The organism is Oribacterium parvum ACB1 (genome assembly GCF_000238055.2).
Taxonomy (GTDB): Bacteria; Bacillota; Clostridia; order Lachnospirales; family Lachnospiraceae; genus Oribacterium; species Oribacterium parvum.
In genome coordinates, this window is the sequence record NZ_KE148312.1 from 1652144 (window position 1) to 1665440 (window position 13297).

The window sequence follows — 13297 nt, forward strand, 5'->3', positions numbered from 1 at the left end:
GCGATACCTTGTTTATTAGAAATAGTAGCTTATTTTAAGCGTTCTGCAAACCAAGATGTTCTTTTCGTAAAATCGGATAAAGCCCCATATACACCAGTACGGAAACAATGGTGGACATCACCGCATTAATAGCGGAAGCAGCTACATTAATCTTAAAAGAGAGTTCTGCGGCAGGCTTTCCGAGAATGAGGAGTTTATAGAAATAGCCGATACTGGGATCCAGGATGACATTGGCAAGGAGTCCGCATACTGCAGAAAGAAGCACCCACTTAAAGATATGAGAACGATCCTGCGAATCATTGATTTTACCCAACCTATGTGCCACAAAACCTACGATTAAACCGATAACCATTTTACAGATGAGAGTCTTTGGTGCATAAGTGATATAAACGGGATCGAGGAGATCCCCTATGGTCATGCCGATTGCCCCTGCAAGACCGCCCAAGGGTCCGCCAAGCACAAGGGCTGCAATGACAACCACTGCATTTCCAAGGTGAATGGAAGTGGTGTCCGCACCGATTGGGATTTTTATCTGTAGAAAGGTGAAGACTACATAGGAGAGCGCGGCAAAGAGTGCGCACAGGGTCAGCTTTTGAACTTTCTTATTCATGTTTTATCCTCCGTGTTGTAAAAAGATAAGCCCCGGTACGTCAATTGCTTATTCAAAGAGAATGGACGGGACTTTCATTTTTAGAAATAGAATTGCATATTCTTCTTTTGATAATAACAAAATCTGGACTTGATAAAATACCCATTTTTGCAAAATAATATAAGACCAGTTAGATATAGCTTAAATCTATATCTAAATCAAAAAGTAATGTATTAGACAGTAACCAAAGCATGTGATAAATTTTCGTGCAGAAGAGAGTAGTACAAATTATGGAGGTAAAAAATGAGTAAGAAGAATATAGCGGAAAGAAAATTATCTTTTAACACTAGAGCGGTTCATGTAGGGCAGGAACAGGCGGATCCGGCAAGCGGTGCAAGAGCGGTTCCGATTTATCAGAGTACCGCCTTTGTCTTTGAGAATTGTGATCAGGCTGCGGCACGATTTGCTTTAAAAGAAGCGGGAAACATTTACACCAGATTAACCAACCCGACACAAGGCGTGCTGGAAGAGAGAATCGCAAGTCTGGAAGGCGGAGTGGCCGCACTGGCGCTTTCCTCAGGGGCCGCGGCAGTTACTTACGCTTTTAAGGCGGTGGCACATCAGGGAGATCATATCGTCAGCGCAAGAAATATCTATGGCGGAACCTACAATTTCTTAAAGCATACTTTCCGGGACTTCGGTGTGGAAACAAGCTTTGTGGACCCCTATGATTTGTCCGAAGCGGAGCAGGCGATAAAGGAAAATACAAAAGCGCTTTATATTGAATCCCTCGGGAATCCGAACGGAGATGTAGTGGATATTGAGGCTTGGGCTGATGTAGCCCATAAGCACGGGCTTCCCTTAATTATAGACAATACTTTTGCAAGCCCTTATCTCATTCGTCCGATTGAGTATGGTGCGGACATCGTGGTACATTCCGCAACAAAGTTTATCGGAGGACAGGGCTCCACGATGGGAGGAATCGTGGTCGATGCGGGACGCTTTGATTGGACGAAGGGGAATAAGTGGCCTTGGCTTACCGAGCCGAACCCTTCCTATCACGGAGTAAGCTTTGCAAGAGATACGGCACCGGCGGTGATTGCAACTTATATTCGCGCAATACTTCTTCGTGACGAGGGTGCTACTATTTCGCCATTTAATGCCTGGCTTCTTCTGCAAGGCACGGAAACACTTCCCCTTCGTGTGGAAAGACATGGAGAAAATGCGGTTAAGATTGCAGAGTATTTGGAAAATCATCCGAAGGTGGAGTCTGTTTCCCACCCTTCTGTATCAAAAGATGCCCTGCAAAAAGAACTATACAAGAAGTATCTTTCAAGTGGAGGAGGCTCTATATTTACCTTTAATATAAAAGGCAATGCGGAAAAAACAAAGAAGTTTATCGATCATCTTGCGCTTTTCTCCCTGCTGGCAAATGTTGCCGATGTGAAGTCTCTTGTTATTCATCCGGCAAGTACCACCCACTCGGAAAGCACAACAGAAGAGCTTCTAAAGCAGGGGATTCAGGAAAATACGGTTCGCCTCTCTGTAGGAATAGAAAATGTAGAGGATCTTATTGAAGATTTGGAAGAGGCATTTAAGGAGATTTAGAGAAATAAAAGGAGACTGTGAAAATCAAAATATATTGCTGAAAATTTATTTATTATTTTGATTTTTCACAGCCCCAATGAATCTAATATATAGCTTTTATCAAAAGGGGCTTCCGTAATGTGGAAAGCCTCTTTTTTGGAGTTCATTCGTAGTGGGGATTGTACTTGTGTTCAATATAATTCTTTGTCCTGCTTTTAAATTGTTAAATTGAATAATAAATTTGTGCTGAGTTGTCGATATATAAGCAAATAAGTTTTTTGATTAATAAATAATGGAAGTGGCATTAGTATTAAGGTAAATTATAATGTGAGTAGTACGTGGAGGTGATGTAATATGAGCAATACAGTGTCAGAGATGGCTTTTCATGCACTTGCAAGAGAAAAATTAAATAGATATTTGCGAGGAGAAAAAGAAAAAAATGGATATACAGACGTCCAATCACAAGCAAAATATTGGAATGGTCCGGAAGATGGGCCGTATGATGTTTATACTGACAAGTGGTTGGATGGGACTAATCGACATGGTGAAGAGGATAAATTGATACCTATTTTCGATGAAGTGAAAAAAGTGGTTGAAGATTACTATGCAGACATTTACCTCAACCATCAAGCAGGAGAACATTGGTATGATGCACAAAGATTGGGAAAGCAAATTCAAAGTTTTTATCCTCGTGTTAAAGGGCCGGATAGATTGAATTTCATATACTCGGTCAATGTTTATGAAAAAGAAGTTAGAAAAAAATAAGGAATATTATCAGTGAGACACAGCCGGATTATAGGCCTGGTCTTCCCTATGATCCTACCCATCTAAGAGAAGTGCTTACTAAAGAGCGACAAGAAAAAGGTTTTAGCTTTTCGGTATAGAGTCCTTCATAGGTTAAAAGGTATATTTGCTTTATTCATAGAAGCACTAGAAATAAATATTTAAAAGGATCAAAAGCAGGGCTTTGCGTGAATTTTCATTCCGCATCCCTGCTTTTTTCTTGTCACTTTGAGAAGAAAGAAGTAAGATAACGAAGAATATTTAGAGAATATTGTTATTTGAAAAAAAGGGAAACTATGCATCATTTTTTTGTAGATAAAAGGGAAATTATAGGAGAGGAAATTCGGCTTTACGGCGAGAATTTTCACCATTTACAGAAGGTTCTTCGGGGAAAAATCGGGGAAGAAATTATTATCTCCTCCGGGGAAACTGTCGATTATCACTGTAGGATTCAAGGGTATGGAGAAGACCATGCCGTTCTTTCCGTCTCTTTTTTGGAGGAAGCGCATGAACTTCGAACGAAAGTCATTCTTTTACAGGCTCTTCCCAAGGGAGAGAAGATGGAGCTTATCATCCAAAAGGCGGTGGAACTGGGTGTATCGGAGATGATTCCCTTGGAGAGTGAAAACTGCATTGTACAACTAAAAGGAGATAAGGCGGAGAAGAAAAGACTGCGCTGGCAGGGGATTTCGGAAGCTGCGGCAAAGCAGTCGAAGCGCTCCGTCATTCCTGCGGTTTCTTCGGTTTCTACATGGAAGGAAGCGTTTTCCTTAGTTAAGAATGCGGAAATAAAACTGATACCTTATGAAAATGCAAAGGGAGTCGGCTTTACGAAGGAAGAACTTCTACGGGTAGAAGAACTGGGGCAAAAGTCGGGTGGTACGATTGCTCTTTGCATCGGACCGGAGGGCGGATTTTCCAAAGAAGAGGTGGAAGAGGCGAAAAAAGAAGGATTTCTTCCCATTAGCCTCGGAAAGAGAATTCTACGTACGGAAACGGCGGCAATAACGACTTTAAGTCTGATTATGATGCACCTAGAGTTTGGCGAAAACAGAGCAAAAGAGTAGAAAGAAAAGCAAGCCAAGTAAAAAATGATGAATGAAAATGATCAAAACGGGTTGCGATTCGAAAAAAAACAGGGATTATTTTGGAATTAGTAAGGAGGCAAAATGAGAAGCATTTATTTGGACAACTCGGCATCAACAAAGGTGTATCCCGATGTTGCGGAACTGATGTGTAAGACTATGCTTGCAGATTACGGAAATCCGTCCGCGAAGCATATCATGGGTGTAGAGGCGGAGAAGTATTACAGGGAAAGCAGGGAAGAGATTGCGGAGACCTTAAAGGTGAAGGCAAAGGAAATCCTCTTTACATCGGGCGGTACGGAGTCCGACAATATGGCGCTTATCGGGGGCTGCTTTGCAAAAATGAGACAAGGAAAGCACATCATCAGCTCTGCGATTGAGCACCCTGCTATTTATAAGGCTTTGGAATTTTTGGAGAGCCACGGCTTTGAAATCAGTATTTTACCGGTGGATGAGAAGGGGCACATCTCCCTTAACGAACTGGAAAAAACGATCCGTGACGATACCGTTATGGTAAGCATCATGACCGTGAACAATGAGATGGGAGCGGTAGAGGACATTCACGCGATTGGAGAGCTGATTAAGAAAAAGAATCCGAACTGTCTTTTCCATACCGATGCCATACAGGCCTATGGGAAAATGATTCTTCATCCGAAGAAGGATTTTGTGGACTTGCTTTCTGTGAGCGGACATAAGCTGCACGGTCCGAAGGGAATCGGCTTCCTTTTTATTGATGAAAAGGTAAAAATAAACCCGATTCTTTTTGGCGGTGGACAGCAGGGAGGACTTCGCTCCGGCACTTTAAATATTCCGGGAATTGCCGGCATGGGACTCGCTGCAAAGATGGTGTATCAGGATTTTCCGAAAAAGATAGAGAAGCTTTATGAACTAAAGGACTATTTTATTGAGGAACTGGAGAAGCTTCCGGAGGTGAAGGTCAATTCCGAAAAGGGAAAGGCTTCCGCTCCGCAGATCGTTTCCGCATCCTTCTATGGCATAAAATCGGAAGTTCTGCTTCATGCTTTGGAAGAAAAGGGGATTTATGTCAGCAGCGGTTCAGCCTGCTCTTCCAACCACCCGGGCATTTCCGGAACCTTGAAAGCAATCGGCCTTACGGACAAGGAACTGGACTCTACCCTCCGTTTTTCCTTCTCCTTCCTTACGGAGAAATATGAGCTTACGGATACAATTGATGCCTTAAAAGAACTGCTTCCTATGTTACGGAAGTTTTATAAGGCATAAGGGGGTCAAAGAAAGGAAGAACGGTTCAGATATGCTGCTTTTCTTCCTTTACGTAAAGTGTTTTATTTATGAACGATATGGAATAGTGCATAAACGATGATAAAAAAACAGCTAAAGGATTCTGCGTTAGCATATTACTTGCTAAGCAGAGTCCTTTTCGTATATAGTACAGAAGATTAAAATAAAAAAACAAAGAAGATAAAAAAACAAAGAAGATAAAAAACGAAAAACAAAGAAGATAAAAAATAAAAAAATAAAATAAATGACAGAGGTAAAAGGAACAACAGAGAAGAAACGACAAAGATAAACCGTGCAAGGATAGAAAAGGAGTTGGAAATGATTTGGAGAAAAATATCAGTCAAAACAAAGGAAGAAGCCGTGGAGATTTTGGCGGCTTATTTATTTGACCGTTGGGAAATTGAGGGCGTAGAAATAGAGGACGGTAAAGGACTTACGGAGGAGGAAGCAAAGCAAATCTTTGCAGATATTCTTCCCGCGGAAAATGCCGGGAACGGAGAGGCAAGCTTGTCTTTTTATCTCGAAATTTTACCGGAAGAAGAGAAAAAAGCGAGAAAAGCTCTTGTGGAAAAGGAGTTCTTGGATGAAACTGTGGACCACTCTTACACTTTAAACAGCAGTAACATTTTTACGGAAGAAGAATGCCGGGAGATTCTTTCCGATTTGAAGAGAGAGCTTAGTGAAATGGCGGAGTACACGGAAATCGGGAAGGGAGAGATCTCCGTTTCCGAGACGGAAGACAAGGACTGGATGAATGCCTGGAAGGATTTCTTTCACAGCTTCCGCGTGGGGAAGATTCTCATTAAGCCAAGCTGGGAAGAGGAAGAGCCGAAGGAGGGAGAATTTGCAATTTCTCTGGATCCCGGAACAAGCTTTGGAACGGGACAGCATGAAACGACGAAGCTCTGTCTTCTTTCTTTGGAAAAATATTTGAAAGAGGGAGACCGCGTTCTGGACTTAGGCACAGGCTCCGGAATTCTCGGCATTGCCGCTTTAAAAATGGGAGCAAAAGAGGTTCAGGCAACAGACTTAGACCCGATTACCAAGGAAGCTGTAGCAGGCAATCTTAAAGAAAATGGAATTGCAGAAAAAGACTTTCAACTCTTCATTGAAAATATCTTAGGAGAAGAGGATAGTGCGAAAAGCCTTAAGGCTGCTTTTCAGAAAGAGCCCTTCGAAGTTGTTTGTGCCAATATTCTGGCCCCCGTAATTGTTTCCTTAACTCCGCTTGTCCCTTCTTTCCTAAAAAAGGACGGTATCTTTATCTCCTCCGGAATCATCCGTGATAAGGCAGAGGAAGTACGGAAGGCATTGGAATCGGAGGAAAGTCTGGAAATCCTCGAAGAGTGTGTAGAGGGCGAGTGGCATGCCTTCACCGCGAGGAAGAAATAAAAAAGGGAGAGAAAGACATAACATGTATTAGACTCCCAGTGCAGTTAACGGCACAACGAAAACTCCATCCTCTCTTTGATAAGCGGCATTGGAAAGACCGCAAATCACAGAGAGGCTTTTGGGTGCTTTTCCATTTTTTTCCTCCAAGATTTTCTGTTTTATTTTCAACAGATTTTTGGCGGCATCTTCAATTTGATTGGCTCCCAGCTTGATTTCTATCCCACACCATTCCCCATCAGGCAGAACAATTACCGCATCCATTTCTTGATTATGATAATCCTGATAATGGTATAAAGAGGCACCAAATGCTTCTGCATATATTTTTAGATCTCTTTCGCATAAAGCTTCAAACAAAAATCCTAAGGTATTCAAATCTCTCATCAAGATTTCAGGAGTGGCATTCAAAAGAGCACAGGCTAAGGAAGGGTCGGAGAGATGTCTTTTTTCTGCTTGTTTTACTCGAACAGTAGAACGCAGTTGCGTACCGTAAGGCTTTTGATTGTCTGTAAGGAATAGTCTGTTTAAGACATCTAAATAGCTTGCGACCGTCTCCACCACAATATCCTCATGATCAATCTCTTTCATATCTTCTTTTAATCTTTTATTTGTGACGGTAGTGGATTCATTTCGCGCAAGGGAACGAAGCAAGAGTTCCATTTTGTGACGGTCTCTTTTTATGCCATCTATACGTTCTATATCATCAGACAGTATCGCAGAAATATATTCCTTTGGAAGTAGAGCAGCTTCTTCGATAGGAAGTTCCAGGCTGCTCGGCCATCCGCCTCGAACAATATAACCAATAAGATCGGTAAGTGCTACTTCTCCGGTGAGCTGAGTTTTAAGAATTCCGTTGCATAGATCCTTTAAAGACACTTTTCCACTGGATTTTCCCGCTTCGAATAATGACATTGGGCGCATTCGAAGACGCGCAATTCTTCCTGCTCCGCTGTGAAGAATTCCTTTGTGATGTGGAGTTGCGGATCCTGTTAAGATAAATCTCCCTTTCTCCTTAGAAGAATCTACCGCAAAGCGAACAGCGTCCCATAGAGCGGGTACCTCCTGCCATTCGTCTAACAGGCGAGGAGAATCTCCATCTAAAACCAAAGAAGGATCTATCTGTGCAAGATTTCTATTCTGAAAATTCCCCCTTGGATCTGCCAAATAATACTCGCTTTTACTATGATAGGCAGAAGTCCAGGTTTTTCCGCACCACTTTGGACCTTCAATGCATACAGCACCGAAGGTCTTTAAGTATTTTTCAACAGAAGCATCGATGATTCTCGGCTTATATAACTCTCTGTCCATTTACTATCCTCTCAAGATTTTATTTAGATATTATAGTACAGTTCGAGAGATTTGTAAATTTCAACTCGAGAGATTCATAAGTTTCAACTCGAGAGATTTTAATATTTCAACTCGATAGATTAACGAATTTCAAGTCCGGAGATTTTTATGCATTCTTCTCTTTCCGAATCAGAATCGACTCCACCTCATTGATTGCCTTTTCCACCATGGCGTCAATTTCCGGGAAGAGTCTTTCTTCGGACTTTCTGATTTTTTCCACGATGGGCTTTGTTACGGGGTGTTTAGCCACAAAGATAGTACAGCAGTCCTCATAGGGCTCAATGGAAGTCTCATAGGTGCCGATTTGTTCCGCAACATCCACGATTTCCTGCTTGTCAAAGGCAATCAAGGGGCGGTAAACCGGAAGGGTGCAGACTTCGTTTGTGCAGACAAGGCTCTGTAAGGTCTGAGAAGCCACCTGGCCGATGGACTCTCCGGTAATTAAGCCGATACATTTATTTTTATAGGCTAAGGCTTCAGCAATCCGCATCATATAGCGGCGCATGATAATTGTCAGCTCATCGTGCGGACAGCGGTCATAGATGGCGAGCTGAATTTCTGTGAAGTTTACGACATGCAGCATAATGGGGCCGGTGTATCCTGCAAGCTGTCTGGCAAGATCCATGACCTTGATCTTTGCTCTTTCGCTGGTATAGGGCGGTGCATGGAAGTAGGTCGCGTCAATGAGAGCTCCTCTTTTTGCAACCTTAAAGCCGGCAACCGGAGAATCGATTCCGCCGGAAAGAAGGAGCATGGCTTTTCCGTTTGTGCCAAGAGGCATACCGAAAAGCCCCGGAATGATTTTTCCGTAAATATTGATGAACTGTCTGATTTCTATGCGAAGTTTTACATCGGGATTATGGACATCCACTCGAGCATTCGGGAAGTTCTCCAAAATGCTGTGTCCAAGTTCCATTTCAATCTCCGGAGAAGTCATTGGATAGGACTTCTCCGCGCGTCTGGACTCGACCTTAAAGCTTACGGGACTATCCCTGTAAGCGGCGCGGAAGTAGGAGAGTACAGCCTTTTCCAGATCGGCATATTCTGCGGAATAGGGAATCTGCACCATAGGGGCAATGCCGGCGATGCCGAAAACATGTAAAAGGGCATCGATACACTCTTCATAGTCATAAGTCTCCGACTTTACATGCACATAGATTCTACCGCGTTCCCTGGCTACATAATAGTCTCCCGTAGCGCGCTGTAACTTCATGCGGATGTCTTTTGCGAGGGCGTCCTCAAAGACATAGCGGTTTTTTCCTTTTGTGCCGATTTCAGCGTATTTGATTAAAAATGCTTGATAGTCCATACTGCTCCTTTTTTACTACTTTACAAAATAAGATAATTTACTCTTATGCATAATGCCCGATAAACGAGCCATCGTTCTCCTGCATATACTAATATACTAATCCATAAATTACTTATCGTTCTCCTGCATATACCATTCCATAACTTATTTATCGTTCTCTATATATAATATCTATTGCAAAAAATAAAGTGCATGAATCCATGCACTTTTTAAAAACCTTGTAAGGCTTCCGTCTTTCCGTTAAGATACAGGAAGTTATGCTTCTATGATATAGGGCTTCAGCGTATTTACGATTTCATCCAGCTTATCTTCATCCGCATGAATGTTTAAATCGATGGGCTTGGATAAATCCAGAGAGAAGATACCCATAATAGACTTAGCGTCAATAACATAACGACCGGAAACAAGATCAAAATCCACATCCGTGAAACGAACCAAGTCGTTTACGAAGGACTTTACTTTATCAATTGAGTTCAGGGAAATGCGAACAGTTTTCATTAGATAATCCTCCTTTTGCAATGATGATTTTATTGTAGTGAGGAAGCATTTCAAAGTCAAGTAAAGATAAGGGAGAAAGCCAAATAGATAAGAGAGAAAGCCAAATAGATAAGGGAGAAAGATAAGATGGAATTAAAAGGTCTGCGATTTGCCATGCATAATTTAGGCTGTAAGGTAAATTCTTATGAGGCGGAGGCGATGAGTGAGGCAATTCTTAAGGAAGGAGCAACTCTTGTACCCTTCCATGAGGAAGCGGATATTTACTTAATCAATACCTGCTCCGTAACGAACATTGCGGATAGGAAGTCGAGGCAGATGATTCATCAGGCAAAGGAGCGGAATCCGGATGCCCTCGTCATTGCGACAGGTTGCTATGTGGAAGGAAAGAAGGAGGAGCTGAAAGAGGATAAGGGAATCGATATCCTGATTGGAAACAGCGGAAAAGGGAAAATTGTAGAGCTCATTATTTCTTATCGGAAAGCAATGCTGGAAAATGACGGGAGAATCGAAGAGTATTTGCCCCCTGTTAAAGAAGAGGGAGAATATGAAAATCTTTTTCTTTCGAAACCTCTGGACAGAAGCCGCGCCTTTGTAAAGATTCAGGACGGTTGTAATCAGTTTTGTTCTTACTGTATTATCCCCTATGTAAGAGGAAGAATTCGGAGTAGAAAGATAGAGGACTGCCTTACGGAAATCGAGAGACTTGGGCAGGAAGGCATTTCCGAAATCGTGCTTACGGGAATACACCTTTCTTCTTACGGCCTGGACTTTCAAAATCTTTCCTATGAGTATGCAAATAAAATAGCGGAAAGTGGAGAGGCCCTCCTTTCTCTCATCGAAAGAATTGGAGAAATCCCTTCTATTAAGCGGATACGTTTAGGCAGTTTGGAGCCGAGAGTCATTACGGAAAGCTTCGTTTCCCGCTTGAAAGCGGTTGAGGAGATTTGCCCTCATTTTCATCTTTCCCTGCAAAGCGGAGCGGCTAAGACTTTAAAGGAAATGAATCGGCACTATACAAAGGAAGAATTTAAGGAAGCGGTAGACTGCATAAGAAGAGCCTTTCCGCTTGCGGCGATTACTACGGATGTTATCGTGGGCTTCCCCGGAGAGACGGAAGCGGATTTTCAGGAGTCGAAGAACTTCATTTCGGAAGTAGGCTTCTATGATATGCACATTTTCAAATATTCCCGTAGAAAGGGAACCCGTGCGGATGAGATGAAGGAGCAGATTACGGAAAAAGTGAAGAAGGAACGCTCGAAGATCCTCTTAGACTTGGCTCTTACGGATTCGGAAAAGTTTCGGGAGCAGTTCATAGGAAAAACAACGGAGGTCTTGATAGAGGAAATCCGTGAGCTGGAGGGCAGGTCCTATTACACCGGTTTTAATAAAGAATACATTCGATTTTATATCCCTGTTCAGAAAAATAATTCTATATATGAAGGCACTTCCCTTCCGGAAACTGCCTCTATTACTGAAAATAGTTTTTTAAGGAAAGAGAGCGTAAGAGAAAAAGATAAACAGGGCAGAGTGGAAATAGGACAGATTTATCCTGTTCTCGCAATAAAAGCCATGGAAGAAAGCCTGCTCGGAGAGTTTCTTTCCGAATAAAGTAAAGTTCATAGGAAATTCACAAATCCCTCGGGAAAATTCTTGACATTCTCTTTCCCCGGGGGTATATTATGAACATGTGTTAGCACTCGATATATATGAGTGCCAACAAATCCGAGAAGAAGGAGGGTGGTTTTGTGGATCAGAGAAAGCTTATTATATTGACAACCATAATTAAGAATTACTTGGAAACCGGTGAGCCGGTGGGATCCCGAACCATTAGCAAGTACTCCGGTCTGAATTTAAGTTCTGCGACGATTCGGAATGAGATGAGTGATCTGGAAGAAATGGGCTACATATTACAGCCTCATACTTCAGCGGGTAGAGTTCCTTCCGATAAGGGTTATCGCTTTTATGTGGATCAGCTGATGGCGAAGCAGGAGAGAGATTTATCGGATGTCCGAAGTTCGATGTTTGACAGGATTGAGAAGCTCGAATCCGCTTTACAGTCTCTGGTCAGAAACATAGCGAGTGACACTCATTATACAGCACTCGTTTCCGGTCCCAGGATGGAGAAGAACAGAATCAAGTTCCTACAGATTTCTCTTGTGGAGAAAGGAAAGCTTTTATTTCTTCTGATGTTTGAGGGAAATATCATTAAGACGATGACCGTAGATGTGGATGAGGACTTAGAGCAAAATGCGATTCTCTCCGTCAACCTTCTTTTAAACGACATTCTGGGCGGACACTGTGTGGAAGAGATTACGAAAGAAGATATCCGGGCACTGGTTGATAGGAGTCAGCACAAGAAAACGATGGAAACACTTCTTCGGAGCTTGGAAAGTATGCTTCGTACTGATGAGCAGGATGTAGAAATTTACACCTCGGGCGCGACCAATATTTTCAAGTATCCGGAGCTGATGGATTCGGAAAATGCCTCCAAGCTGATTTTTGCCTTGGAGTCCAAGGAAGAGCTTGCCGGCCTTTTGCAGGAAGCAGAAGAGCAGAAGGAAGACCGAAGCATTCAAGTTTATATAGGAAAGGAAAGCCCTTTGCAGGATATGGCGGATTGTGCTTTGGTTACGGCAAAGTACCAGCTTGGAAACGGGATGCACGGAACAATCGGCGTTATCGGCCCGAAACGAATGGACTACGAAAAGGTACTCGATACTTTGAGTAGATTAATACAGCAGATGGGAAATATCCCCTTGTGATAGGAAGGAGAGCTTGTGTCAAAGAAGCATTATAAAGACGAGGATGTAAAGAGGCAGTCAGCCGAAGATATAGAAACTGCGGGGGAACGCAGTACGGAGAATGACTCCGGGAATGCCGGGGAGCAGGAAGTTCCTAGTGAAGAGCAGACTTCTTCTCAAGATGCTTCCGGAGAGAGTATGGAGGAAGAAACTTCTTCCAGAAAGGAAGAGAATGCGGAGCTTGTACAGCTGAAAGATAAGTATCTTCGTACTCTGGCAGAATACGAGAACTTCCGTAAGCGTTCTGAGAAGGAAAAGGCACAGATGTTTGAGCTTGGAGCAAAGAGCATTATCGAGCAGCTTCTTCCCGTAGTCGATAACTTTGAGAGAGCCCTGGAACACATCTCAGAGGAGGAGAAAGAAAACTCTTTTGTTAAGGGTGTGGAAGGGATTTATAAGCAGATTCAGAAAATGTTTTCGGACTGTGACATACAGGCCATTGAGGCAGTCGGGCAGAAGTTTGATCCGGCGCTCCACAATGCCGTTATGACGGAAGAAGAGGGAGATGCGGAGGAAGATACCGTCACTGCCGATTTGCAAAAGGGCTATACCTACCGGGGAAATGTGGTTCGCCACTCCATGGTGAAAGTAAAGAAGTAGCCCAAAGATAAAGAAGTAGTATAAGATAAAGAAATAAGATAAAGAAATA

The 13297-nt window shown here is 42.7% G+C and carries 12 protein-coding genes; 8 read left to right on the forward strand and 4 right to left on the reverse strand.

Annotated features, from left to right (window positions below):
* Nucleotides 1–34: 34 nt before the first annotated feature.
* Entirely contained in the window at nucleotides 35–610 is a 576-nt protein-coding gene (locus tag HMPREF9625_RS07390; RefSeq protein ID WP_009534073.1) for an ECF transporter S component, read from the reverse strand.
* A 282-nt stretch (nucleotides 611–892) separates the two neighbouring features.
* Here HMPREF9625_RS07390 and HMPREF9625_RS07395 point away from each other — a divergent pair, with 282 nt between their 5' ends.
* The 5 genes from HMPREF9625_RS07395 (at nucleotide 893) to prmA (ending at nucleotide 6696) form a co-directional block, all read left to right on the forward strand.
* Nucleotides 893–2197, forward strand: a complete 1305-nt coding sequence (locus HMPREF9625_RS07395) for an O-acetylhomoserine aminocarboxypropyltransferase/cysteine synthase family protein (protein ID WP_009534074.1) — start codon at nucleotides 893–895, stop codon at nucleotides 2195–2197.
* 333 nt (nucleotides 2198–2530) lie between these two features.
* Complete coding sequence (locus HMPREF9625_RS07400; RefSeq protein ID WP_009534075.1) at nucleotides 2531–2941, forward strand: hypothetical protein; 411 nt, start codon at nucleotides 2531–2533, stop codon at nucleotides 2939–2941.
* Between the two features lie 314 nt (nucleotides 2942–3255).
* The gene (locus HMPREF9625_RS07405; protein ID WP_009534076.1) at nucleotides 3256–4026 is read left to right on the forward strand and encodes a 16S rRNA (uracil(1498)-N(3))-methyltransferase; all 771 of its coding nucleotides are present in this window, start codon (nucleotides 3256–3258) and stop codon (nucleotides 4024–4026) included.
* A 102-nt stretch (nucleotides 4027–4128) separates the two neighbouring features.
* A complete protein-coding gene (locus tag HMPREF9625_RS07410) occupies nucleotides 4129–5286 on the forward strand; it encodes a cysteine desulfurase family protein (protein ID WP_009534077.1) in 1158 nt (385 codons plus the stop codon).
* A gap of 336 nt (nucleotides 5287–5622) precedes the next feature.
* On the forward strand, nucleotides 5623–6696 hold the full coding sequence (prmA, locus tag HMPREF9625_RS07415) for a 50S ribosomal protein L11 methyltransferase (RefSeq protein ID WP_009534078.1): 1074 nt from the start codon (nucleotides 5623–5625) through the stop codon (nucleotides 6694–6696).
* 27 nt (nucleotides 6697–6723) lie between these two features.
* Here the strand turns inward: prmA and HMPREF9625_RS07420 are convergent, their stop codons facing one another.
* The 3 genes from HMPREF9625_RS07420 to HMPREF9625_RS07430 all read right to left on the reverse strand — a co-directional run bounded on the left by HMPREF9625_RS07420 (nucleotide 6724) and on the right by HMPREF9625_RS07430 (nucleotide 9847).
* On the reverse strand, nucleotides 6724–8001 hold the full coding sequence (locus tag HMPREF9625_RS07420; RefSeq protein ID WP_009534079.1) for an ATP-binding protein: 1278 nt from the start codon (nucleotides 7999–8001) through the stop codon (nucleotides 6724–6726).
* A 145-nt stretch (nucleotides 8002–8146) separates the two neighbouring features.
* Complete coding sequence (gene thiI, locus HMPREF9625_RS07425; RefSeq protein WP_009534080.1) at nucleotides 8147–9349, reverse strand: tRNA uracil 4-sulfurtransferase ThiI; 1203 nt, start codon at nucleotides 9347–9349, stop codon at nucleotides 8147–8149.
* 255 nt (nucleotides 9350–9604) lie between these two features.
* Nucleotides 9605–9847, reverse strand: a complete 243-nt coding sequence (locus HMPREF9625_RS07430) for an HPr family phosphocarrier protein (RefSeq protein WP_009534081.1) — start codon at nucleotides 9845–9847, stop codon at nucleotides 9605–9607.
* A 126-nt stretch (nucleotides 9848–9973) separates the two neighbouring features.
* Between HMPREF9625_RS07430 and mtaB the strand changes: the two genes are divergently transcribed.
* From mtaB to grpE, 3 genes are all read left to right on the forward strand, one after another.
* Nucleotides 9974–11455, forward strand: coding sequence for a tRNA (N(6)-L-threonylcarbamoyladenosine(37)-C(2))-methylthiotransferase MtaB (mtaB, locus tag HMPREF9625_RS07435; RefSeq protein ID WP_009534082.1), 1482 nt, complete (start codon nucleotides 9974–9976; stop codon nucleotides 11453–11455).
* 98 nt (nucleotides 11456–11553) lie between these two features.
* Nucleotides 11554–12609 (forward strand): heat-inducible transcriptional repressor HrcA, encoded by a 1056-nt coding sequence (hrcA, locus tag HMPREF9625_RS07440; RefSeq protein WP_051019840.1) that lies wholly within the window; start codon nucleotides 11554–11556, stop codon nucleotides 12607–12609.
* A gap of 15 nt (nucleotides 12610–12624) precedes the next feature.
* The gene (grpE, locus tag HMPREF9625_RS07445) at nucleotides 12625–13248 is read left to right on the forward strand and encodes a nucleotide exchange factor GrpE (RefSeq protein WP_009534084.1); all 624 of its coding nucleotides are present in this window, start codon (nucleotides 12625–12627) and stop codon (nucleotides 13246–13248) included.
* Nucleotides 13249–13297: the final 49 nt, after the last annotated feature.

Excerpts from the sequence above, each read along its gene's own strand:
- HMPREF9625_RS07400 (WP_009534075.1), top strand. The coding sequence starts at position 2,531 with ATGAGCAATACAGTGTCAGAGATGGCTTTTCATGCACTTGCAAGAGAA.
- prmA (WP_009534078.1), top strand. The coding sequence starts at position 5,623 with ATGATTTGGAGAAAAATATCAGTCAAAACAAAGGAAGAAGCCGTGGAG.
- thiI (WP_009534080.1), bottom strand. The coding sequence starts at position 9,349 with ATGGACTATCAAGCATTTTTAATCAAATACGCTGAAATCGGCACAAAA.
- HMPREF9625_RS07410 (WP_009534077.1), top strand. The coding sequence starts at position 4,129 with ATGAGAAGCATTTATTTGGACAACTCGGCATCAACAAAGGTGTATCCC.
- mtaB (WP_009534082.1), top strand. The coding sequence starts at position 9,974 with ATGGAATTAAAAGGTCTGCGATTTGCCATGCATAATTTAGGCTGTAAG.
- hrcA (WP_051019840.1), top strand. The coding sequence starts at position 11,554 with ATGAGTGCCAACAAATCCGAGAAGAAGGAGGGTGGTTTTGTGGATCAG.
- HMPREF9625_RS07420 (WP_009534079.1), bottom strand. The coding sequence starts at position 8,001 with ATGGACAGAGAGTTATATAAGCCGAGAATCATCGATGCTTCTGTTGAA.
- HMPREF9625_RS07395 (WP_009534074.1), top strand. The coding sequence starts at position 893 with ATGAGTAAGAAGAATATAGCGGAAAGAAAATTATCTTTTAACACTAGA.
- HMPREF9625_RS07430 (WP_009534081.1), bottom strand. The coding sequence starts at position 9,847 with ATGAAAACTGTTCGCATTTCCCTGAACTCAATTGATAAAGTAAAGTCC.
- HMPREF9625_RS07390 (WP_009534073.1), bottom strand. The coding sequence starts at position 610 with ATGAATAAGAAAGTTCAAAAGCTGACCCTGTGCGCACTCTTTGCCGCG.
- HMPREF9625_RS07405 (WP_009534076.1), top strand. The coding sequence starts at position 3,256 with ATGCATCATTTTTTTGTAGATAAAAGGGAAATTATAGGAGAGGAAATT.